The sequence below is a fragment of the Paludibacterium paludis genome, assembly GCF_018802605.1.
Taxonomy (GTDB): domain Bacteria; phylum Pseudomonadota; class Gammaproteobacteria; order Burkholderiales; family Chromobacteriaceae; genus Paludibacterium; species Paludibacterium paludis.
The window spans coordinates 413,521-435,484 of sequence record NZ_CP069161.1; the positions used below are offsets into that span (position 1 = coordinate 413,521).

Sequence of the window (21,964 nt, forward strand, 5' to 3'; positions counted from 1 at the left end):
AAATTGGAATGCTGCAAAAAAACTGCACCGCTTTTCAGTGCGAATTTCAATATCAATAGAAAGGGATTTGACCAATGAATGCCATTAGTAAAGTAAAATCTGTTGATGACTTGCGTGTGTTGGGTGACTTACCAATGTTGGTGAGCGCTTTGGAGGAGGATATAAGCCCTTTAAAAGTCGATGTTTCAAATTATGAAGAGCTTTTTAGTGTTGTTTTGAAATTGCGCCGAAATTGGGTGCCTTACATAAAAGGACCGTTTGTCTCAAAACAACAAGAATATATATATTACCTAACAAAGCTAGAAGGAAAGCAAAGAAATGTTGCTCTTGGCATAACGGATAAGCTTTATGAAGATAAGAGCGCTGCTAAAAAATGGTATAAAAAAATAGCTAACCAAGTGCACCCTGATAAGGGCGGTGATAATGCAGCATTTGTGGTGGCAAAGAAACTATACGAAGTCATGATTGAGGATTAAATCATGTCTGATGAAAATAAAAGCTTTCCAATTGTAATATCGACATCTGAATTGCAAATATCTTTTCCGCCTGTTAGTGAGAATATTGTTCCGGTGGATGGAGAGAAAACACGTCAACTTATAAAAGAAACGTCGGTTTATACTCCTGATGGACGTGCTTTTATTGACAAAGAAGCTATGCCACATTTGCTAGCAACTGACAAAAAAGGAGTAAATAGAATCTATAATGATTTAGATGACGATGATAAATTAGAGCAAGGAAAAAAGAAGCTATTATCCATTCCGGCCGTATGCAAAGAATTGTCGAAACGTATTGAAGAACCTCGAGACCCAGTTGAGCGTGAAAGGCTTCGCGATTCCGAAAGCTGTGTTGTCGCACTGCGCGATGCTCCCGAGCTTGAAAAAAAACGCGTCTTAGAAGAGGCAAAAAACAGGCATGAACAACCACGCTTAAAAGAGAAGAAAATTAAAGCTGATGAAATTAAAGCTTGTCAACTGACGGGGCAGCCTCTCCAACCAAATGCGCATGCACATCACATTGAAAGACGTGCAGACAAACCTCGTAAATCAAGAGATTTAAGTAACATTATTGTTGTTAATCCAGAGGCGCATCAAGAAATTCATAGGCAAGGAGCTGAATCACCAGAAGAGCTTCAAGCGTTGTGCGATAAAAAAGGCTGGTCTAATCCTTTATCTGAAAAGCCATCTGAAGATTCCCAAGGATAGGTAAGGAGCAAAGTGTTTCTAGAAACCATCTAGGTAGGTGATCTAGGCTATTGTCGATTAAAACTTAGCCGTTGGGTAACCTTTTACGGAAGCATCATACTGAGTCCTGCGCGCAAGCCGAGAATGCGGCTGTTGTTCAGATCTGGACCAAACCTTATCGTAAAATGCAGGAAAATGATTTCCTGTAAAGAACTTTATTTTGTGGTGCTTCCGGCTGACAGGTAAGTCATCGTTGTTGAGTAAAGAACTTATTTAAAGGTATGGCTATGTGCTATATCTTTAAGATCAATTGGTTACGACGATTTTAGGAAAGAACTTTATTTTAAACTAACATAGTGATCAGAAAGAATAAAGTTTGTTACGACGACATGATCAGTTTCTTGCCAGTAGTACTCAGAAAAGAGGCCCGGAAGGGCCTCTTTTTGTTTGAGATTGCTTGGTTTGATAATTCTCAAGGGTAATGATTGAAGTAGGGGTGTGACGAACTCACGTGTGAGGCCGGTGAACAAACTCTCAACGAGATTATTCGGGGTTTGGATGAACGGGACCAGCTAACCGCTACTGGCCGAGCCGGAGTTTGGAAGTATCAAGCTCAAACTCGTCTTCAATGCCAAGCTTTTTCATGATTGCTGGCAGCACTTGATGAATCACACGCATGCCTGTGAGCAGTTCGTCCATATAGATGTCCGGATGAAGGCGGCTTTTGTCAAACCCAAGGCTACGCGCTTCTGCGGTCTGACCCAACTCGTCGTGGGAATCAAAGACCAGGTCCATCAACTCGGCTCTGAGGGGGATGCCAGCACGAAATGCACGCTCCTTCAGATACGCGACCATTTCAGTGACCTCAGACTCTACTTTGTGCTTGAACCTTGGAAAGCCGGGAAACTTGTTCTCGTCCAGATCCAGCTTCGATGCGGCCAGGCTGAGCAGTGCAGTATCAAGTTCCCAAGCTGGGGTATCGAATAGATCCAACTCGTCGTCGTAAACCAAATCCGACACGAACGCTGCATAGAAGTCGTACACATTTGTCAGTGACTTGAACATGTCATAGATGAGTGAAGCAATCTTGTTGTCCCAAACGGCCTCGCCCTCATCATCGTCATCCTCCGCTATGCAAGCCCACAACTCCTCGGGAAATGGCTGAGGAATATTGACCCCCATTTCTTGAAGCACATGAAAGGTGTTCCAGAATAGGACGCAATTGTCGTCATCCACATCCTCAACTAACGGTGCTGTGTTGTAGCCAGTCTCCGCATTGCACTCAGCGAGATCGGCAAGGTAACGGATAAGTTTTACCCATTTCTTGGCATCTTCTTTGGAGCCGGCAAGCAAGACGATGTTTGGATCCAGATCGTCCAAGCCCGCCAGTTCGCTCAACTTTTCGCTCATTTCGAATGAAATGTGCTCGCCGTTCTTCCACTTGCTAATCTGTGCTGGCGAAACTCCGAGCCTAAGGGCAAGTGCCTTCTGGGTACAGCCCAGAGCGGACAGTGCGAGTTCCACGAGTGACGATGACTTCATGTTCGGCTCCTTTATTAAGTAAATTTATTTTAATGTTTACTAAAAACTATACGAGTACTTCTTGAGAGCTGCAACATCTGACTTGCTATTTCGGCGCATGGATCGGACGACGGTCGCTAGAGGTCCGGTTGGCAGGGAAAAAAGGTAGCACTTGGTTTGGCTGTGCGAATGCTACCGACTCCTGCCACTGTATTCTGCTGGCGAGCTGTGCCGAACCTGCCAGCGTTACTACCGGAAGTATGGCTGCACTGGGATCCGCGCACGGTCAAGGAGCGAGGGGCAGATGCGCTTTTGCGTTTTCGCATGGACTTCCTGCTCCTGTTGCCGCAGGGCGTGCGAGTCGTTATTGAGGTCGATGGCAAGCACCACTACGCGGATGCCTCTGGCACCGCCGATGTACAGCGCTACGCGCGGATGGTCAGGGCTGACCGCGAACTCAAGCTTGCGGGTTATGAAGTCTTTCGCTTCGGGGCGGCGGAGCTACAGGCGTCTACGGCCAAGGCGGACGTGAAGACCTTCTTCGAGAGTCTGTTCAAACGCTATGACGTTTCGACGAACTGACAACCGGCCTCTCGCTGGCCACCGCAAAAAACCAGGGAGAATATTGTGCAGGATGACCAAGACTATGTAGCAGCGGAGATTGATCGCCAAAATGAGGCTTCCCTCCGACTTCTCCGGGCGACTGAATCGTCCCTCGTTTAGCAAGATGCTTTTTCGGCGGCTGCCTGCATGAATGCCGACATGGCTTATCTGAGAAGCTAAGAACGACTGTTTCGGCCGAGAGGCCGCCACTGACTACCAGCATGCGTCTGGAAGTTGACCCTCCGCCACCCCGTTGACTCAACGGCTGCCGTCGGTTTGGTGATGTTTTTCAATAAAACCGCCAATCGCATCAATGACTCCCGGAGCGAGCGGCAGGGCCGGATCCGCATAGGTGGCGAGGTTGGCGTCCACGGAGTCGTGGGCGACATGCTTGAGGACATGGTTGACGTCGCGCAGCTGCACCAGCGCCGCGGCCGGGTTGGCTTTGTTCAGGGTGAGGGCATCGATCTCGCGGATTTGGAGATCTTTTTGTCCCTGGAGTATCAGTACCGGCTTGGGGTAGTGTTCCAGGAGTCTCGCCGGCTCATAGGAAAACGCACTCATCAGAAACCCCTGTACCTGGGGACCGAACAAGCCGAGTAGCGCCGGATGCATCGTTGTCGTGTCGACCGGCTGACCCTTTTCCAGCCTGTCGATCGCAACGAAGGCCTGATCCCGCAATGGCGCATTGGCCGGGTTGTCGCTCAGTTGCTCCCTGAGGATGTCGCCCATTCGCCGGCCCGGCGCAGCCGCGAGCAACAATCCACACACGTCTTTTCGCGCGTTGGCGGCCACCATCGCCACGAGCCCGCCTTCGCTGTGCCCGAGCAGCCAGACGCACGAAGTCCCGGTATGTTCGCGGACCACGCGGATCCATGCGTCGATGTCTTTTGCATAGTCGTCAATCGTGACCGCATTGGCATCCGGGAGGGCCGCGCGACTCGCGAACATGCCGCGCTTGTCGATCCGGACCGTCGTGATGCCGCGAGCAGCGAGTCCTTCCGCGAGAAGCCGATACGTGGCGGCGCGCACGCCAAGCGGGTTGTTGCCATCGCGGTCGGTCGGGCCCGAGCCGGGGATAATCAGGACCACCGGGCCGGATGGCGCGGCGGGAGCCAGCAGAGAGCCCTTCAGTGCTCCCTGAGGGCCGGGGGCGTCAAGGAAGGTTTCCATTTGGGCAGAGGGGGCAGCGGTTGCGATCCCATGGGTCAGGCCAAGGACGGCAACCAGTCGGTTCAGACGATTCATTATGTTTTTCTGCATGAGGCGGCGAGTTTGCCCTGTATCGATTGACCATCGTGCCCGATGTATTTGGCGGGTATCCACGATTTTCGGCTCGTCGGGCAACGGGAAGGGGACCACGGGTCCCCTTTGTCAGATAGTATCAGGCGGGCAGGCGTCCGTGATGACGGAACCATGCCACTTCGTCGCGCAGCGTCTCTTCCAGCGGTCGGAACACCAGACCCAACTCTTGCGCGCTTTTGGCCGGATCGAAGCGCGAGCGATCATTCTCCGAAGCCATGGTGCTTACCAGCGCCCAGCTTAACAATACCGGACGGCCGGTGATGCGCGCGAACAGTTCGTTGGCGGCGGCCAGCAGCCACAGCACGGGCAGCGGAATGCGTCGGACCGGCGCTTTGACACCCAGTTGTTCGGCCAGGAGCGGAAGCAACTCTCCCATATCCATATGCTGACCCGCCGCCAGGTAGCGCTCGCCACGGCGGCCGTGGCGGTTGGCCAGAATCATCGCCTGGGCCACATCCCGGGCATCCACGATGGAGAACGAGCCCGGAGGAACGCCGGGCAGGCGGCCATGCGCCAAGTCCAGCACAGTTTGCCCGGCCTGGGTGGGCCCCAGGTCGCCCGGCCCGTGCATCCAGCCCGGCAGAACGAAACTGGCCCAGAAGTCAGGATGCTGCGCCAAAAAATCCAGGACGATCCGGTCGCTCCGGATTTTGCTGCGATAGTAGTCGTCGGCGTCGACCTCATCCCGTAGCATGGTCTCATTCACCGTCTGTCCGGGCGCGCCGCGCAGCACCGCGATCGAACTGGCGTGCACCCAGCGTCTGACCCCGGCTTGCCAGGCGTGCTGCAAGAGCGCGCGAGTCCCTTCCTCGTTGGCCTGCCGTAGCGCTTCGCGGTGGCTGCCACCCTTATAGGAATCACGAAAATACGCCGCGGTGTGAAAGACCACGTCCACACCTTTCAGCGCGGCGGCAAACGCGGGCACATCGAGCATGTCGCCGGTCACGATCTCGACCTCCAGGCCGGTAAACTGCTGCATGGCTTTTTGCGGTGAGCGGGCCAGCGCTTTCACACGGAAACCTTCGGCGAGCAGGGCGCGGACCAGATTGTTCCCCAGCAGGCCGGTGGCCCCCGTGACAAAGGCGGTGGGTAATACAGGATATTGGTTCTGCATCAGCGGACTCCATCGACAATGAAGTCGGTTTTATAATGCTGGAGTGAACTCCAGGGTCAAGCGGGAGAGTAAGTATGCTGATAGGTGAATTCGCCCGGCGAAGCGGTCTGAGCCAGGACACCGTGCGTTTTTACGTACGCAAGGGATTATTGCAGCCGCGGCGCGGCAGACAAGGGCGCAGCCATGGCTATCATGAGTTCTCCGAGCGGGACGTGGCGCTGGCTGCCCTGATCCGCTTCGCACAGTCATTGGGTTTGTCATTGCAAGAGATCGGGGATGTGACGCGCGAACTGCTGTGGACCGGTATTTCGCCGGAACGCGAAGTGGCGCTGCTGGATGCCCAGTTGGCCAAGCTGGCGCAAAAAGCCGCTGAGCTGGAACAACTCGCCGGCTATTTGCGCGGCAAGCGCGACTGGATTGCCAGTGGTCGCTCGGGGGACGAGCCCCGATTCGCCGGTCTTGCGCCCTGCCTCGCGTCGCTGATTCCGCCTGCTGCCGGGTGACAACTGGCTCCGTTTCCGGAGTCCACCTTGCCAGGCTCGCTATCAGGTAGTGGATTGAATTACATGAAATGGTTTTTTTTGTTTGTTAATTATTCACTATTTTAAAAGATATGGAATAAATCCTGCCATACTGCTGCTTTTATTGCGTATTCAGCGGGTTTCCAATGCATTCTCTTTCCTCCAATAAATCGTCGGTAATGAAGTTCAAGCAAGTGGTCGCCGTATTCTGCGCCGTCCCTGTTCTGGCATTGGCCGCGCCAAGCGAACCGGATCCGAATATCGCGCTGCGTAACCTGAACTGGCATGTCGGCCCGAAAACGGAACAGGTTGTCGGAAAGGCCACACTGAAAACTCCGGACGAGAATACGCTTTTCATCGATGAGAGCAATTCTTCCCGGTTCCTGCGAATTACCGGCAATCTGCCCCAGCCCGGAAACAATATTGTCTTTTCCCAGGAGGATGGCTGGTGGGCCGCCTTTTCCTTCGATCCGGTCGGGTATGTGAAGGATGATGAAAAGATCGAGGCCGATGAACTTCTGAAGACGCTGAAAGAGAGCGACGGTCCTTCCAATGAAGAACGCAAACGTCTCAACCTGCCGCCTCTGTATACGGAAGGCTGGTATGTGCCGCCTCATTATGATCAACAAACCAAGAGTCTTGAGTGGGGTATCAAACTGCAATCCGAAGGCAAAACCACGCTCAATTACACCATCCGTCTGCTCGGGCGAAGCGGTGTCATGAGCGCGACTTTGGTTTCTTCTCCGGAGACGCTGGATAAAGACGTAAAGAGCTTCAAAAAGGTGCTCCAGAGTTTCCAGTTCAATGCGGGTGAGCGATATTCCGAATTCAAGGAAGGCGATCATGTCGCCGAGTACGGTCTGGCCGCGCTGATCGTCGGCGGCGCCGCAGCCGTCGCCACCAAAAAAGGGTTCTGGGCGGTGATCGCCGGCTTCTTCGCCGCTGGCTGGAAATTGATTGTCGGTGCGGTGGTGGCCGCCATCGCCGGCATCACCTCGCTGTTCAAGAAAGCGAAGTCTTGATTATTCCGTATCCGGAGATGTGGCTGGCGGCGGGCATGGTCGTGCTGTACCTTTACGATTCCGCCCGGCTGCTTGGCTGCAACGAAGTCCTGCTTTGCCGTTCATGGAATGGCCGCTGGGCCGCCTGTTTCGGCGAGAACAGGTTTCTGCTGCGCGGGAAAGAACCCTTTTTGCCAAATCCCTTTCTGCCCCACCGTCCTCTGCATCGCCTGGCATGGAATATGGAGGGACTGGTCGGGCCTTCCCGTCCCTGGGTTCCTCCCGGGAACATTTATGCCGTGCTGGCTCCTTTCATCTGGCTGATGATGTTTGCGCTCTTTGTCCTGATTCCCGCGGGTCTTTACTCCCGGTGGGGCAATCTGGCGATCGCGGCCGGCATCGTGCTTTTTTATTCCAGCCTTCTCGTTCTCCTCTCGCTGATCTGGTTCCGTCGCGCGGATTACCGGTTGTCCGCAAAAACGTTCGCCGCTCTCGCGTTCGAGAGCCTGACTTGTCCGCCTTTCGCCCTCAACGTGGTCAGGCATTTGAGCCTGGCATATCCGCTGAACGACGATTTCCTGTCGGTGCTCGATCGCGGTCTTGACGGCGCCGAGCGTGCTTCGGCTCTTGCCGGTGTGGTCAGCCGCCTCCGGGTGGAGGCGGAATGGGCGGACGAGACGAGCGAGCGTTCCGGTCGTTTGAACAGTCATCTGCAGTTTCTTATTCGGGAAATGGACTCATGTCGGGCGTAGAGATCCTGGTTTGCCTTGTCTGTCTGTTCATCGGGTATTGGGTGGTCGCCCGGTACTGCTTCGGTTCTGTCGAGCCGAAACCCGCGCCAGGCGGTCTGTCCGGACATGAGCGGAATCGCCGTGAGGAGTGTTCGGCGGAAGAATGCGAAGAGGATTTGCCCGCCACGGCCTGGCATAAAGTGCTGAATGTCGACCGGAATGCGGATGTCCGGGAGATCCGGCGGGCCTACCAGACTCTGATAAGCCAATACCATCCTGACAAGGTCGATGCGCTGGGGCCGGAAGTGCGACAACTGTGCGAGCGCAAGACCAAGGCGATCAACGCCGCTTATGATCGGGCCATGGCCGAGCGAGAGGGTAATGAGCCGGTTTGTTGAAATTCAACGGGTTAGCGATTTTGTTGTATTTTAGGACGTGAAAGTGTTGACGGTGTTGGGTTGAGGGGGTATAGTTCGCTTCCTCTGCTGCAGCGAAGAGCGCGGCGCCGATCTTTAATAATGCGAATAACCGATAGGTGTGAGTGTTTGGCGAAGCCGACACTTGCACGGCAAGACAGAAATGAACCTGGTTTTGTTTCTTTGATCTTGCGTGCCAGAAGTAAAGTTAGCGATTGAACTGAAGAGTTTGATCCTGGCTCAGATTGAACGCTGGCGGCATGCTTTACACATGCAAGTCGAACGGCAGCACAGGAGCTTGCTCCGGGTGGCGAGTGGCGAACGGGTGAGTAATGCGTCGGAACGTGCCGGGTAATGGGGGATAACGCAGCGAAAGTTGTGCTAATACCGCATACGCTCTGAGGAGGAAAGCGGGGGACCTTCGGGCCTCGCGTTATCCGAGCGGCCGACGTCTGATTAGCTAGTTGGGGGGGTAAAGGCCCACCAAGGCGACGATCAGTAGCGGGTCTGAGAGGATGATCCGCCACACTGGGACTGAGACACGGCCCAGACTCCTACGGGAGGCAGCAGTGGGGAATTTTGGACAATGGGGGCAACCCTGATCCAGCCATGCCGCGTGTCTGAAGAAGGCCTTCGGGTTGTAAAGGACTTTTGTCGGGGAGCAAATCCTGCCTGTGAATAGCGGGTGGGGATGAGAGTACCTGAAGAATAAGCACCGGCTAACTACGTGCCAGCAGCCGCGGTAATACGTAGGGTGCAAGCGTTAATCGGAATTACTGGGCGTAAAGCGTGCGCAGGCGGTTGGACAAGCTTGATGTGAAAGCCCCGGGCTTAACCTGGGAACGGCATTGAGGACTGTTCAGCTAGAGTACGTCAGAGGGGGGTAGAATTCCACGTGTAGCAGTGAAATGCGTAGAGATGTGGAGGAATACCGATGGCGAAGGCAGCCCCCTGGGATGATACTGACGCTCATGCACGAAAGCGTGGGGAGCAAACAGGATTAGATACCCTGGTAGTCCACGCCCTAAACGATGTCAATTAGCTGTTGGGGGTTTGAATCCTTGGTAGCGTAGCTAACGCGTGAAATTGACCGCCTGGGGAGTACGGCCGCAAGGTTAAAACTCAAAGGAATTGACGGGGACCCGCACAAGCGGTGGATGATGTGGATTAATTCGATGCAACGCGAAGAACCTTACCTGCTCTTGACATGCCAGGAACGCTGCTGAGAGGCGGCGGTGCCCGAAAGGGAGCCTGGACACAGGTGCTGCATGGCTGTCGTCAGCTCGTGTCGTGAGATGTTGGGTTAAGTCCCGCAACGAGCGCAACCCTTGTCATTAGTTGCCATCATTAAGTTGGGCACTCTAATGAGACTGCCGGTGACAAACCGGAGGAAGGTGGGGATGACGTCAAGTCCTCATGGCCCTTATGAGCAGGGCTTCACACGTCATACAATGGTCGGTACAGAGGGTCGCGAAGCCGCGAGGTGGAGCCAATCTCATAAAGCCGATCGTAGTCCGGATCGCACTCTGCAACTCGAGTGCGTGAAGTCGGAATCGCTAGTAATCGCAGATCAGCATGCTGCGGTGAATACGTTCCCGGGTCTTGTACACACCGCCCGTCACACCATGGGAGTGGGGGATACCAGAAGTGGGTAGGCTAACCGCAAGGAGGCCGCTTACCACGGTATGCTTCATGACTGGGGTGAAGTCGTAACAAGGTAGCCGTAGGGGAACCTGCGGCTGGATCACCTCCTTTCTAGAGAATGGCGACGTCAAGCGCTCACAACCTATCGGTTATTCGGAAGTTGGCAAGTAGAGACTGGGTTTGTAGCTCAGCCGGTTAGAGCACCGTCTTGATAAGGCGGGGGTCGTTGGTTCGAGTCCAACCAGACCCACCAGGACTCTGAAGGGGGGCATAGCTCAGTTGGGAGAGCACCTGCTTTGCAAGCAGGGGGTCGTCGGTTCGATCCCGTCTGCCTCCACCACAGTGCAAATCAAAGAGGATGGGAAGGGATCCGTCGTTTTTGATTTGCGTTGTAGCCAACGCGTTGATCTTTAACAAATTGAGAAGCTGATATGTAAAGTTCACCGATCCGGAGGAATCCGGGTGGGTGCGACTTGGGTAGATGATTGTATCGACGTGACGGTCTTGAAGGGGATCGTGACGTGTCGCGAAACTGGAGTCTGGGTGGTTTAGGCTGTTCAGATGATAGGGTCAAGCGATTAAGTGCATCTGGTGGATGCCTTGGCGATCACAGGCGATGAAGGACGTGCAAGCCTGCGAAAAGCGTGGGGGAGTTGGCAATGGAACATTGATCCCACGATGTCCGAATGGGGAAACCCGGCCCTTAGGGGTCATCCCTTCCTGAATATATAGGGAAGGCGAAGCGAACGCGGAGAACTGAAACATCTAAGTACCCGCAGGAAAAGAAATCAACCGAGATTCCGCCAGTAGTGGCGAGCGAAAGCGGAATAGCCTGTACGAGATAGTCGCGGCGTTAGTGGAAGGCTCTGGAAAGGGCGGCCATAGTGGGTGATAGCCCCGTACACGAAAACGTGGCGATGAGACTAGGCGTACGAGAAGTAGGGCGGGACACGCGAAATCCTGTCTGAAGATGGGGGGACCATCCTCCAAGGCTAAATACTCGTGATCGACCGATAGTGAACCAGTACCGTGAGGGAAAGGCGAAAAGAACCCCGGGAGGGGAGTGAAATAGAACCTGAAACCGGATGCATACAAACAGTGGGAGCCCTTGAAAAATGGGGTGACTGCGTACCTTTTGTATAATGGGTCAGCGACTTACGTTCAGTAGCGAGCTTAACCGAATAGGGGAGGCGTAGGGAAACCGAGTCCGAACAGGGCGACTGAGTTGCTGGGCGTAGACCCGAAACCGAGTGATCTATCCATGGCCAGGATGAAGGTGCGGTAACACGCACTGGAGGTCCGAACCCACTAGTGTTGCAAAACTAGGGGATGAGCTGTGGATAGGGGTGAAAGGCTAAACAAACTCGGAGATAGCTGGTTCTCCCCGAAAACTATTTAGGTAGTGCCTCATGTATCACTTCCGGGGGTAAAGCACTGTTATGGCTAGGGGGTCATTGCGACTTACCAAACCATGGCAAACTCTGAATACCGGAAAGTGCGAGCATGGGAGACAGACGGTGGGTGCTAACGTCCATCGTCAAGAGGGAAACAACCCAGACCGCCAGCTAAGGTCCCAAATGATAAGCTAAGTGGTAAACGAGGTGGGAAGGCACAGACAGCCAGGATGTTGGCTTAGAAGCAGCCATCATTTAAAGAAAGCGTAATAGCTCACTGGTCGAGTCGTCCTGCGCGGAAGATGTAACGGGGCTCAAGCTTATAACCGAAGCTGCGGATGTGACTTAGGTCACGTGGTAGGGGAGCGTTCTGTAGGTCTGTGAAGGTGTCCTGAGAGGGATGCTGGAGATATCAGAAGTGCGAATGCTGACATGAGTAGCGATAAAGCGGGTGAAAAGCCCGCTCGCCGAAAGCCCAAGGTTTCCTACGCAACGTTCATCGGCGTAGGGTGAGTCGGCCCCTAAGGCGAGGCAGAAATGCGTAGTCGATGGGAAACGGGTCAATATTCCCGTACTTTTGCAAGGTGCGATGTGGGGACGGAGAAGGTTAGGTCAGCGGCCTGTTGGAATAGGTCGTTCAAGCTGGTAGACGGGCGTGGCAGGCAAATCCGCCGCGCTGTTAACGTCGAGAGGTGATAACGAGGGTCTACGGACCTGAAGTGACTGATACCCCGCTTCCAGGAAAAGCCACTAAGCTTCAGCCTTGCAAAAACCGTACCGCAAACCGACACAGGTGGGCAGGATGAAAATTCCAAGGCGCTTGAGAGAACTCAGGAGAAGGAACTCGGCAAATTGATACCGTAACTTCGGGAGAAGGTATGCCCCGGTAGATTGTAGAGCCTCGCGCTCGAAGGTCGAAGGGGTCGCAGAGAATCGGTGGCTGCGACTGTTTATCAAAAACACAGCACTGTGCCAACACGAAAGTGGACGTATACGGTGTGACGCCTGCCCGGTGCCGGAAGGTTAAGTGATGGGGTGCAAGCTCTTGATCGAAGCCCCGGTAAACGGCGGCCGTAACTATAACGGTCCTAAGGTAGCGAAATTCCTTGTCGGGTAAGTTCCGACCCGCACGAATGGCGTAACGATGGCCACACTGTCTCCTCCTGAGACTCAGCGAAGTTGAAATGTTTGTGAAGATGCAATCTCCCCGCTGCTAGACGGAAAGACCCCGTGAACCTTTACTGTAGCTTTGCATTGGACTTTGAACAGACTTGTGTAGGATAGGTGGGAGGCTGGGAAGTGTGGACGCCAGTTCGCATGGAGCCGCCCTTGAAATACCACCCTGGTGTGTTTGAGGTTCTAACCTTGGTCCGTGATCCGGATTGGGGACAGTGCATGGTAGGCAGTTTGACTGGGGCGGTCTCCTCCCAAAGTGTAACGGAGGAGTTCGAAGGTCACCTAGGTACGGTCGGAAATCGTGCTGATAGTGCAATGGCAAAAGGTGGCTTGACTGCGAGACCGACAAGTCGAGCAGGTGCGAAAGCAGGACATAGTGATCCGGTGGTTCTGAATGGAAGGGCCATCGCTCAACGGATAAAAGGTACTCCGGGGATAACAGGCTGATTCCGCCCAAGAGTTCACATCGACGGCGGAGTTTGGCACCTCGATGTCGGCTCATCACATCCTGGGGCTGTAGCCGGTCCCAAGGGTATGGCTGTTCGCCATTTAAAGTGGTACGTGAGCTGGGTTCAAAACGTCGTGAGACAGTTTGGTCCCTATCTGCAGTGGGCGTTGGAAGTTTGACGGGGGCTGCTCCTAGTACGAGAGGACCGGAGTGGACGAACCTCTGGTGTACCGGTTGTCACGCCAGTGGCATTGCCGGGTAGCTAAGTTTGGAAGAGATAACCGCTGAAAGCATCTAAGCGGGAAACTCGCCTGAAGATGAGACTTCCCTGGAGGCTTGACCTCCCTGAAGAGTCGTTCGAGACCAGGACGTTGATAGGTCGGGTGTGGAAGCGCTGTGAGGCGTTAAGCTAACCGATACTAATGGCTCGTGAGGCTTGATCCTATCATTTGAACAGCTTGGGTGAGCCCAGGCTGGCGACGCGATGCGTCATCGACCCGATACATACTCCCGCGACGCGCGGGCGGCTTCTTGATTTGTTGACAGTTTATGTCTGGCGGCCATAGCGAGGTGGTCCCACGCCTTCCCATCCCGAACAGGACCGTGAAACGCCTTAGCGCCGATGATAGTGCGGTATTCGCCGTGTGAAAGTAGGACACCGCCAGACTCCCCCCTCCAAGCCCTGACCCTACGGTCAGGGCTTTTGCCTTTCTGGCGGCCGGATTTCATGGCGCCGCCTCCGGTGTCGTCCCGGCCCGTTCCTCCAGAAAACCCGCGATGCGTCGCGCGATGCCGTGGCCGTCCTCCCGATGCGGAACATGGCCTGTTTCCGGAAGGAGGGTCATGCGCGCGCGCGTCCCGATGCCGTTGGCGATGCGTCGCGGATGCGCCGCTGAGCCGTATTCATCGTTTTCGCCGTGAATGACCAGCGTCGGGCAATCGACGCGGGGCAGCACACCGTCCAGCGTCCAGTTGCCGAAACCGGGTGACAACCAGATGTCGACCCAGGTATCCAGTACCCAGCGCGCTTTTTCCCCGTGGTAGCGGCGTAGCCGTTCGAACGACGCCGCCTGCGCAAAATCCTCGCGCGCCGCCATGATTCCCGCACGAGTCCGGTCTTCGACAAAGGCCTGAGCCGATACCGTGATCAGGGCTTCGCAGTCTGGCGCGTGGTGCGCCGCGCAGTGAACCGCCATGCCACCTCCAACGCTGTGTCCGAAGGCGATGAATCGCTCGATGCCCAGCTGCCGGCGCAACACGGGGAAATACCGCAGGGCTTCCTCCTCGATGAAATCGATGCCCGGCTTGTCGGTGCGAAGATCTGACTGCCCGAACCCGAGGCGGTCGTAGGCGATCACTTGCCGTTGGGTTTGCTCGGCCAGCAAGGCAGGAAACGCGCGCCAGAGCTCGATGCAGCCCAGTGAGTCATGAAACAGAACGATGGGTGTGCGGGAGCGGCATGAGGCCGGCCGCCAGCAACGTGAAAGAATGTCGCCCTGGTCTGTGGTGATCCATGTGTCTTTATGCGGAATCGGCGGGATTTCCATCGCGGTCTTTCGTCGGTTTTGGTAAAGAAACGTTTTGCCGAGCGGGCTTGCCGCCCGTCGTCGGCCATGGATGCATCAGTTTCACATGTTTTTACGCGAATGGCATCTTTTGGTTGGGCGTCTCGTGGTATCCGTTATCCCTAAAAGGCCGGGCTGGTCCTGTGTCGCCGCGATGGGGGCATAGGCAGCGTCGCGCACGTCCGTCACAAAGCGGCCCGACATGCCTCCATAAAGAGTGTTGGTAAAAGCCACAACACTAATTCCTTGCGCCTTGTCGACGAACCAGGAGTGCCCGTAGGCTCCACCACCATGGCGACTCGGGAGAGTCCGCCGCCAACGGATCGCGCCTCACCGAGAAGCCGAAGCCGAATCCGCAGCCCGGTCCCTCGTTCTGATCCAGTCCGGGAATAAGGAAGGACGCACGATAGCGGTCGTAATCACAAAGAAAAAGGCGGGTTCGCTTCCCGTTTGAATGGAGACTTCAGTCCGCAATGCGGTGTTTTTCAACAGGCAGGGCTTGGGCTACACTGCGTGCGATATTCCGCGAAGCCCTGTGCCGAGCAGGGGGGAACGCGGCAACGACAACCAGTGAGTGACGGCATGAGCAATGAACTGCAGGTAACCGACATCGTGGTCGGTGATGGACGGGAGGTCGTCAAAGGCGCCTTGATTACAACTCAGTATACGGGGTTTCTCGAGGATGGCACCGTGTTCGACTCTTCCTGGGAGCGCGGAAAGCCTTTCCAGTGCGTGATCGGCACCGGTCGCGTCATCAAAGGTTGGGATCAGGGATTGATGGGCATGAAAGTGGGCGGGAAACGCGCATTGTTCGTTCCTGCCCACCTCGCCTATGGCGAACGCTCGGTTGGCGAGCGTATCAAACCGAATTCGAATCTGAGATTCGAGATCGAGCTTCTGGACGTGCTCACCCGCGACGACTAGGACCGGACTGCCATGGCCCTGTCCCGTGTCAGAGCGTCATGGCGGCGATCCAGCCGGCCGCCATCAACGGCAGGTTGTAGTGCAGGAAGGTCGGCACCACGGTGTCGCGAATATGGTCGTGCTGGCCGTCCATGTTCAGGCCCGAGCTCGGGCCGAGCGTCGAATCCGACGCCGGTGACCCGGCGTCTCCCAGGGCTCCCGCCGTACCGATGAGCGAGACGGTCGCCAGCGGCGAGAAACCGAGCTGCATGCACAAGGGGACGTAAATGGCGGCGAGGATGGGCACGGTGGAGAAGGATGAGCCGATGCCCAGCGTGACCACCAGTCCGACCAGCAGCATCACGAAGGCGGCCATGCCCCGATTGCCGGCGAACAAGGCCGTGCCTGAGGCGACCAGCGCATTGACTTGGCCGCTGGCCTTGAGCACTTCGGCGAATCCCTGGGCGGTGATCATGGTGAAACCGATCATCGCCATCATTTTCATGCCTTCGTTGAATACTCCGTCAGCATCTTTCCACTTGACGACACCGCATGCCAGGAACACCAGAAATCCGGCCAGCGCGCCCATGATCATCGAGTCGCAATAGAGCTGCACCGCGAAGGCCAGAACGATGGCGGCCACTGCCGCGATCAGCGATGAACGCTCCAGTTTGACGCGGGTCATTTCCACGTTTTCGATTTTGCCGAGCCGGTAGTGGCGCGGACGGCGGTAACTGACGAACACGGCGAGCAAAAGCCCCGCCAGCATGCCCAGCGCGGGAATCGCCATGGCGTGCATCACATTGACGCCGGAGACATCAAGCCCGGCGCGAACGATGTTCCCCAGCAGGATCTGTTTCAGGAAAATATCCCCGAAACCGACCGGAAACACCATATAAGGGGTGACCAGGCCGAAGGTGATGACGCAGGCGATCAGCCGGCGATCCAGATGCAGGCGCGCCATGACATACAGTAGCGGGGGCACCAGCAGGGGGATGAAGGCGATATGGATCGGCACCAGATTCTGGCTGGCGATGCTGACCAGCGTGAAGAGCAGGATCAGCCCCCATTTGAGACGAGTCTGTCCCTGGCTGTTTTCCAGGTGGCGAGCCGCCAGATCGGCCATGGCGTGCGGCAGTCCGGAATGGGCGATCGCGAGGGCGAACGCGCCGAGCAACGCGTAAGAGAGCGCGACCGACGCGCCGCCGGTAATGCCGTTATTGAATGCCGCCAGCGTGTCGGCGAGCGACAGGCCGCCATACAGGCCGCCGACCAGCGCCCCGATCAACAGGCTGATGACAACGTGGGTTCTCAGCAGGGCCAGGCCCAGCATGACAAAAATGGCCAAAAGTACTGAATTCATTATTTGTATAGACAAGTATAGACAAATCAACGGGTTGTGCGGCTAGAGGCGGGGCAGGGTAGCGGGTTTTTGCGGATATGTCGAGTGATTCGCCGTGCCGCGGTCGTCGGGATTGCCATTTTTCCGGTGTTTACAGCATGATGGTCGGGTTCTGACATGAATGCGGGGCCGCCGCTCCGTTATCCCGGGTTTTGGTATGAAGATCATTATTCTGTTCCCCACGGCCACCGAGGCGGCGCTGTTTTCCTCGCCGGAGGTCACAAGCCTGGTCACCGGCGTCGGTTTGACCGCCACCGCGTACGCGACGCTCAAGACGATTCATGAACACCGGCCCGACTGGCTGATCCTGGCCGGTGTGGCCGGCGCGTTCGCGCATTCCGGGCTGGGTATCGGCGATGTGGCGCTCGTCGAATCGGAAGTCGAGGCCGATCTCGGTTTCTTCACCAAAGACGGATTCACGCATCTGGCGCATTTGCCGATCGATATGGAGTTCGAGCGGCGCCATATCCTCGACTGTCCCCATTTGCCCGAATCCGATGTGTTCAAGAGGGCGCGCAGCATCTCGCTGAACGCGGCCATGGCGCCGTTCGTCGACACGCGCGAAGCCGATCTGGAAAACATGGAAGGGGCGGCGTTTTTTCATGTTTGCCGGCAGGAGGGGCAGCGCTTTCTGGAACTGAGGGCGATATCCAATACCGTGGGGCCGGAGGCGGACGACTGGGATTTGCCGGGATCCGTCCGGGTGCTGACCGACGCCTTGCACCGCCTGGTGGACGTTGTGAAGGGCGCGGCATAAGCGAGCCCGCCGCGGCTGTCGTTCGCCGCGCCGCCGGGAGCTGCCCGCCTCTTTTTCGTTAGCGCAGGATGCGCAGGCAGACCGGGTAGCGGTAGTCTTCCCCTGTCGCGCATTTGACCGCTCCGATCACGCACAGCACGAGATAGACGATGCCCAGCAGCCACCAGACCAGGCCGACCAGGACCAGGCCGAGTCCGAGCGTCATCACCGCGAAAATGAATCCGCCGATGGCGACGCCGATGCCGACCAGCACGGCGGTCAATTGAAAATTGATCGCCTCGCGGATGTTGCCGGCGGCCCGCGGATCCTGGTCGCGGTTCTGCGCGATGAGGATGACGAGCGCTCCGAGAACGGGAATGAAAATCCCCAGCAGATGGGCGACGACGGCGAGCGCCGTGTGGTCGACCACCAGCCGGCCCAGCGGCGGGCGGTCGTGTTCGAGGCCGAGCGCCTTGCCGCAATGCTTGCAGAACCGGTCGTGTTCCGACGCCTGGGTACCGCAGTCCGGACAGTACATGATGCAACTTTCCCTGATGCGCTCAGTCGAAAAGCCATCCTAGAGTATCCACATTGCATTGGCAAGGAACGGTGGTTGGCGGGTACGTCCCCGCCGCGCGTTGCCATGCCGGCTTTTTCTGTTATTGCGGAGATATCAACCGTGTTCGGTTTTTTCGAGAAATGGATCGACCCTTATCCTGAAACACCGCCTCCGGCTCCCCCCACGGGGCTGTTCGCCTTCCTGTGGGCGGCAACGCGTGGAGTACGGCCATTCATCGCGGCCCTGATCCTGCTGACCGCCATGATCGGCGCGTTCGAGGCGCTGCTCTTCAGTATGCTCGGCAGCATCGTTGACTGGCTCGCCCGTGTCGAGCCGGCGAAACTGTGGAGCCAGGAGCGCGAGCATCTGCTCCTGCTCGCGGCCATTTTGCTGGGTAGCGGATTCCTGGTGCTTCTGGAAACGCTGATCAAGCACCAGGTCCTCGCCGGCAATCTGCCGATGCGGCTGCGCTGGAATTTCCATCGTCACATGCTGGGCCAGAGCATGGCGTTTTTCCAGGACGAGTTTGCCGGGCGGATTTCCGCGAAGGTCATGCAGACCGCCCTTGCCGTGCGCGACACCGTGATGGTGGTGGCCGACATCATGGTGTTCGGAACCATCTACTTCTTCACCATGGTGGCCGTGGTCGGCGGTTTCGATGCGTGGCTGATGGCGCCGTTTCTGGGCTGGCTGGTTCTGTACGTGGCGGCCTTGCGGTATTTCGTGCCCCGCCTTGGCCACGTGGCGGCGGCCCAGGCGGATGCCCGCTCGCTGATGACCGGACGCATCACCGACGCCTACACCAATATCGCCACGGTCAAACTGTTCTCCCACGCCCAGCGCGAGGCGGGATTCGCCCGTTCGGCCATGCAGGAATTCATGCGGGCGGTTCATGCCCAGATGCGTCTGGTCAGCGGTTTCGATGTCGTCAATCACTTGCTGAGCATGCTGCTGATCGCGTCGACGGCCGGTGTCGCCTTGTGGCTGTGGACGCAGGGGCGCGCCGGAGTCGGAGCGGTGGCGGCCTCGACGGCCATGGCCTTGCGGCTGAACGGCATTTCGCACTGGATCATGTGGGAGATGGCCTCGCTGTTCGAATACATCGGCACGGTGCAGGACGGCATCACCACCTTGTCGCGGCGGCATGCCATTACCGATCGTCCCGGCGCGAGCGAACTTGTCGTGCGTCGCGGCGAGATCCGCTTCGAGGCGGTGAGGTTTTCCTATGGCCGGGACACGCCGGTGATCGACAGCCTGAACCTGACGATCCGTCCCGGCGAGAAGATCGGTCTGGTGGGCCGTTCGGGGGCGGGCAAGTCGACGATCGTCAATCTGCTGCTTCGGTTCCACGACGTCGACAGCGGACGCATCCTGATCGATGGTCAGAATATCGCGGAAGTGACCCAGGAGAGCCTGCGCAGGGAAATCGGCATGGTGACCCAGGATACGTCGCTTTTGCACCGCTCGGTGCGCGACAACATTCTGTACGGCCGGCCCGACGCCGGCGAGAGCGACATGGTGTCCGCCGCGCGGCGCGCCGAAGCGGATGAATTCATCGCCACGCTGACCGATCCGCAGGGACGCTGCGGCTATGATGCCCATGTCGGCGAGCGCGGCGTGAAACTGTCCGGGGGGCAGCGGCAACGCATCGCGATCGCCCGGGTGATGCTCAAGGACGCGCCGATCCTGTTGCTCGACGAGGCGACGAGCGCGCTGGACTCCGAGGTGGAAGCGGCGATTCAGGCGAGCCTGTACCGGCTGATGGAAGGCAAGACGGTGGTCGCCATCGCTCACCGGCTATCCACCATCGCGGCGATGGACCGGCTTGTCGTGCTGGATCGGGGGCGTATCGTCGAAGAGGGCGACCATCGCACCCTGCTGGCCAAAGGGGGCGTGTACGCCAGGCTCTGGGCCCATCAGAGTGGCGGTTTTCTCGGCGAGGAGTCGGATGAGGCGGTCGGGCAGGCCGCGTCAACCTGATGCGCTGTCAGCCGGGATGGCGTGCCGGCGGGCCAGGTGAACCGCGCCGTCGACGCTCAGGTCGATCAGCGCGGCCTCGCCCAGGTCCTTGAGCGCGGCGCGCGACAACACCTGGTGGGCCTCGGGTTTGAGGCGCGCCAGATAGACGGTTTTTCCCTTGCCCGCGAGGTGGGCCGCCAGTTCGGCGAGGCTTTCCACCACCGAGGCGTCAAGATCCGGCGACTCTTCCAGGCTGATGATGACGATGCGCGCGTCGCTGGCGTCGCTTTCCTGCCGGATCAGCGACGCGGTTCGGTCGCTGTTGGCGAAATACAGTGGCTGATCGGCGCGCAGGATGAGGATGCCCGGCTCTTCGCGCGCTTCGGGAAACTGGCTGATACTGACGTAGTCGTGACCGTGGTTGAGCCGGCCCAGCCGCGATACCGAGGCCTTGGACAGGTCCATGATGGTTCGGACGAAGCTGATGCCGACGGCCAGCAGCAAGCCGTCCAGCACGCCGAACAACAGGGCGCCCAGCGCCGCACTCACCGCCAGCGTTCTTCCCCGCCGAAGGCGGAAATAGTCCAGAATGGGCCGGGGGTTGAGGTTGTGCGCCAGCGCGTGGATCACGATCGCCGCCAGCACGGGCTCCGGGGTGAAAGCCAAGAGCGGCAGCAACGTGGTGATGGCGATGAGCACCACGGCCAGCGACAGCATGCCGGCGGCGCGCGACGTGGCGCCGAAGGTTTCGTTGGCGGAGGTGGCGGAGTAACCGGCGCCGACCGGCGCCCCCTGAAACAGTCCGGACAGGATGTTGGCCATGCCCAGCGCCCACAGGTCGCGGTTCGGGTCCACCGTATCACCGTGGCGCAGGGCGGTCGAACGGATCGAGGTACAGGATTCGGCGTACGACATGAGCATCACGGCCAGAGCCAGTTCTCCCAGCCGTTCCCATTGCGCCAGATCCAGATCCGGGATGTCCGGACGGGCGACGTTGAGGGTGATCCGTCCGACCAGCGCGACATCCGGGATGGCCTGGGGAAACAGCCTGGCCGCCAGGATGCCCAACCCCATCACCAATAAGGCGGCCGGCAGGCGCCGCCAGCGGGACAGGCCGAACAGCAGGGCGAGCGCGGCAAGGCCGAGCAGCAATGAAGGGAGATGCCACTGGGGGAACCGGGTTCCGACATCCATCAGGGTTTCCAGCGGCACACCGGGTGTTTTGCCCAGACCGACCAAATGCGGCAACTGCTTGATGGTCACCACCAGCCCGAGTCCGAGGGAGAATCCGCGCAGCACAGGACGCGCGATGAAGTCGGCGATGCGGCCGAGCTCAAGGAACGCGGCGCCGGCGAACAGCACGCCAGTCAGCAGGACAAGGCCGGCGGCCAGCATCATCTGCTGCTGCGGATTGCCCGGAGCGATCGACGCCGTCGCGCTGGCCAGCACGGCCGCGGTCGATGATGTCGACGCGACAATGGCGAAGCGGCTCTGCCCGATCAGCCCGTAACCGAGCAGGCCAAAACACAGCGCCACAAGGCCCGCCTGCGGCGGCAAGCCCGCGATGCCGGCGTAGGCGACCGCCTCGGGAATCAGCAGGCCCGCCAGGGACAGGGCGGCCATCCCGTCTTTTTGCCAGTCGCCCACTCTTGGCGGAGGTGATGGTGTCATGCCGCTACTATAAACCGGGTATCCATAGTTCATGAAATAGTGAAATTAACGTGCGATGCCATCCTTGTTGTGAGTGGATGGTCGGGATTTTTCGACTGCCGTTGAAGACGCTGA

General features: G+C 57.6%; 17 protein-coding genes, 2 tRNA genes and 3 rRNA genes. 15 read left to right on the forward strand and 7 right to left on the reverse strand.

The window, feature by feature from the left end; translation table 11 throughout:
- The first annotated feature begins 74 nt into the window (after positions 1–74).
- On the forward strand, positions 75–476 hold the full coding sequence (locus tag JNO50_RS01910; RefSeq protein ID WP_189536945.1) for a hypothetical protein: 402 nt from the start codon (positions 75–77) through the stop codon (positions 474–476).
- A gap of 3 nt (positions 477–479) precedes the next feature.
- Positions 480–1,202: a hypothetical protein gene (locus JNO50_RS01915; RefSeq protein WP_189536947.1), complete on the forward strand. Its 723-nt coding sequence runs from the start codon at positions 480–482 to the stop codon at positions 1,200–1,202.
- A 558-nt stretch (positions 1,203–1,760) separates the two neighbouring features.
- Here the strand turns inward: JNO50_RS01915 and JNO50_RS01920 are convergent.
- The gene (locus JNO50_RS01920; RefSeq protein ID WP_189536949.1) at positions 1,761–2,723 is read right to left on the reverse strand and encodes a helix-turn-helix domain-containing protein; all 963 of its coding nucleotides are present in this window, start codon (positions 2,721–2,723) and stop codon (positions 1,761–1,763) included.
- Positions 2,724–2,930: 207 nt separating this feature from the next.
- Here JNO50_RS01920 and JNO50_RS01925 point away from each other — a divergent pair, with 207 nt between their 5' ends.
- A complete protein-coding gene (locus JNO50_RS01925) occupies positions 2,931–3,284 on the forward strand; it encodes a DUF559 domain-containing protein (RefSeq protein ID WP_215796458.1) in 354 nt (117 codons plus the stop codon).
- A gap of 279 nt (positions 3,285–3,563) precedes the next feature.
- On the opposite strand, the gene JNO50_RS01930 is transcribed toward JNO50_RS01925, so the two are convergent.
- Both JNO50_RS01930 and JNO50_RS01935 read right to left on the reverse strand, forming a co-directional pair.
- Positions 3,564–4,553: an alpha/beta fold hydrolase gene (locus tag JNO50_RS01930; protein ID WP_189536951.1), complete on the reverse strand. Its 990-nt coding sequence runs from the start codon at positions 4,551–4,553 to the stop codon at positions 3,564–3,566.
- A gap of 136 nt (positions 4,554–4,689) precedes the next feature.
- A complete protein-coding gene (locus JNO50_RS01935; protein WP_189536953.1) occupies positions 4,690–5,724 on the reverse strand; it encodes an SDR family oxidoreductase in 1,035 nt (344 codons plus the stop codon).
- 74 nt (positions 5,725–5,798) lie between these two features.
- Here JNO50_RS01935 and JNO50_RS01940 point away from each other — a divergent pair, with 74 nt between their 5' ends.
- From JNO50_RS01940 to rrf, 9 genes are all read left to right on the forward strand, one after another.
- On the forward strand, positions 5,799–6,227 hold the full coding sequence (locus JNO50_RS01940; protein ID WP_189536955.1) for a MerR family transcriptional regulator: 429 nt from the start codon (positions 5,799–5,801) through the stop codon (positions 6,225–6,227).
- Between the two features lie 212 nt (positions 6,228–6,439).
- Positions 6,440–7,267: a DUF2167 domain-containing protein gene (locus JNO50_RS01945; protein WP_215796459.1), complete on the forward strand. Its 828-nt coding sequence runs from the start codon at positions 6,440–6,442 to the stop codon at positions 7,265–7,267.
- Positions 7,264–7,998 carry a hypothetical protein gene (locus JNO50_RS01950; RefSeq protein WP_189536959.1) on the forward strand — a complete coding sequence of 245 codons (735 nt, stop codon included), beginning with the start codon at positions 7,264–7,266 and terminating at the stop codon, positions 7,996–7,998. The genes JNO50_RS01945 and JNO50_RS01950 overlap by 4 nt, the downstream gene beginning before the upstream one ends.
- Positions 7,986–8,375: a J domain-containing protein gene (locus tag JNO50_RS01955; RefSeq protein WP_189536961.1), complete on the forward strand. Its 390-nt coding sequence runs from the start codon at positions 7,986–7,988 to the stop codon at positions 8,373–8,375. Before JNO50_RS01950 ends, JNO50_RS01955 begins: the two co-directional genes overlap by 13 nt.
- Positions 8,376–8,610: 235 nt before the next feature.
- Positions 8,611–10,148 (forward strand): 16S ribosomal RNA (locus JNO50_RS01960).
- A gap of 65 nt (positions 10,149–10,213) precedes the next feature.
- A tRNA-Ile gene (locus tag JNO50_RS01965) sits at positions 10,214–10,290 on the forward strand.
- Between the two features lie 11 nt (positions 10,291–10,301).
- Positions 10,302–10,377: transfer RNA gene (locus JNO50_RS01970), tRNA-Ala, on the forward strand.
- A gap of 228 nt (positions 10,378–10,605) precedes the next feature.
- Positions 10,606–13,499 (forward strand): 23S ribosomal RNA (locus JNO50_RS01975).
- Between the two features lie 108 nt (positions 13,500–13,607).
- Positions 13,608–13,722: ribosomal RNA gene (rrf, locus tag JNO50_RS01980) — 5S ribosomal RNA — on the forward strand.
- Together the 16S, 23S and 5S rRNA genes with 2 tRNA genes alongside form the textbook arrangement of a ribosomal RNA operon.
- Positions 13,723–13,780: 58 nt before the next feature.
- Here rrf and JNO50_RS01985 read toward each other — a convergent pair.
- Complete coding sequence (locus tag JNO50_RS01985) at positions 13,781–14,602, reverse strand: alpha/beta fold hydrolase (protein ID WP_189533970.1); 822 nt, start codon at positions 14,600–14,602, stop codon at positions 13,781–13,783.
- A 600-nt stretch (positions 14,603–15,202) separates the two neighbouring features.
- Between JNO50_RS01985 and JNO50_RS01990 the strand changes: the two genes are divergently transcribed.
- On the forward strand, positions 15,203–15,544 hold the full coding sequence (locus JNO50_RS01990) for an FKBP-type peptidyl-prolyl cis-trans isomerase (RefSeq protein ID WP_189533968.1): 342 nt from the start codon (positions 15,203–15,205) through the stop codon (positions 15,542–15,544).
- 28 nt (positions 15,545–15,572) lie between these two features.
- Here JNO50_RS01990 and JNO50_RS01995 read toward each other — a convergent pair whose 3' ends face one another.
- Complete coding sequence (locus JNO50_RS01995; RefSeq protein WP_189533966.1) at positions 15,573–16,886, reverse strand: Na+/H+ antiporter family protein; 1,314 nt, start codon at positions 16,884–16,886, stop codon at positions 15,573–15,575.
- A 196-nt stretch (positions 16,887–17,082) separates the two neighbouring features.
- On the opposite strand from JNO50_RS01995, the gene JNO50_RS02000 reads away from it, so the two are divergent.
- Positions 17,083–17,682, forward strand: coding sequence for a phosphorylase family protein (locus tag JNO50_RS02000; RefSeq protein ID WP_189533964.1), 600 nt, complete (start codon positions 17,083–17,085; stop codon positions 17,680–17,682).
- A gap of 58 nt (positions 17,683–17,740) precedes the next feature.
- On the opposite strand, the gene JNO50_RS02005 is transcribed toward JNO50_RS02000, so the two are convergent.
- Complete coding sequence (locus tag JNO50_RS02005) at positions 17,741–18,199, reverse strand: DUF4870 domain-containing protein (protein WP_189533963.1); 459 nt, start codon at positions 18,197–18,199, stop codon at positions 17,741–17,743.
- 105 nt (positions 18,200–18,304) lie between these two features.
- On the opposite strand from JNO50_RS02005, the gene JNO50_RS02010 reads away from it, so the two are divergent.
- Positions 18,305–20,200 (forward strand): ABC transporter ATP-binding protein, encoded by a 1,896-nt coding sequence (locus tag JNO50_RS02010; RefSeq protein WP_280530241.1) that lies wholly within the window; start codon positions 18,305–18,307, stop codon positions 20,198–20,200.
- Here the strand turns inward: JNO50_RS02010 and JNO50_RS02015 are convergent.
- On the reverse strand, positions 20,192–21,850 hold the full coding sequence (locus tag JNO50_RS02015) for a SulP family inorganic anion transporter (protein ID WP_189533960.1): 1,659 nt from the start codon (positions 21,848–21,850) through the stop codon (positions 20,192–20,194). The two genes, JNO50_RS02010 and JNO50_RS02015, sit on opposite strands and share 9 nt — an antisense overlap.
- Positions 21,851–21,964 lie beyond the last annotated feature (114 nt).

Excerpts from the sequence above, each read along its gene's own strand:
- JNO50_RS01915 (WP_189536947.1), top strand. The coding sequence starts at position 480 with ATGTCTGATGAAAATAAAAGCTTTCCAATTGTAATATCGACATCTGAA.
- JNO50_RS01920 (WP_189536949.1), bottom strand. The coding sequence starts at position 2,723 with ATGAAGTCATCGTCACTCGTGGAACTCGCACTGTCCGCTCTGGGCTGT.
- JNO50_RS01935 (WP_189536953.1), bottom strand. The coding sequence starts at position 5,724 with ATGCAGAACCAATATCCTGTATTACCCACCGCCTTTGTCACGGGGGCC.
- JNO50_RS01995 (WP_189533966.1), bottom strand. The coding sequence starts at position 16,886 with ATGAATTCAGTACTTTTGGCCATTTTTGTCATGCTGGGCCTGGCCCTG.
- JNO50_RS01990 (WP_189533968.1), top strand. The coding sequence starts at position 15,203 with ATGAGCAATGAACTGCAGGTAACCGACATCGTGGTCGGTGATGGACGG.
- JNO50_RS01940 (WP_189536955.1), top strand. The coding sequence starts at position 5,799 with ATGCTGATAGGTGAATTCGCCCGGCGAAGCGGTCTGAGCCAGGACACC.
- JNO50_RS02010 (WP_280530241.1), top strand. The coding sequence starts at position 18,305 with ATGCCGGCTTTTTCTGTTATTGCGGAGATATCAACCGTGTTCGGTTTT.
- JNO50_RS01955 (WP_189536961.1), top strand. The coding sequence starts at position 7,986 with ATGTCGGGCGTAGAGATCCTGGTTTGCCTTGTCTGTCTGTTCATCGGG.
- JNO50_RS02000 (WP_189533964.1), top strand. The coding sequence starts at position 17,083 with ATGAAGATCATTATTCTGTTCCCCACGGCCACCGAGGCGGCGCTGTTT.
- JNO50_RS01910 (WP_189536945.1), top strand. The coding sequence starts at position 75 with ATGAATGCCATTAGTAAAGTAAAATCTGTTGATGACTTGCGTGTGTTG.
- JNO50_RS02015 (WP_189533960.1), bottom strand. The coding sequence starts at position 21,850 with ATGACACCATCACCTCCGCCAAGAGTGGGCGACTGGCAAAAAGACGGG.
- JNO50_RS01985 (WP_189533970.1), bottom strand. The coding sequence starts at position 14,602 with ATGGAAATCCCGCCGATTCCGCATAAAGACACATGGATCACCACAGAC.
- JNO50_RS02005 (WP_189533963.1), bottom strand. The coding sequence starts at position 18,199 with ATGTACTGTCCGGACTGCGGTACCCAGGCGTCGGAACACGACCGGTTC.
- JNO50_RS01930 (WP_189536951.1), bottom strand. The coding sequence starts at position 4,553 with ATGAATCGTCTGAACCGACTGGTTGCCGTCCTTGGCCTGACCCATGGG.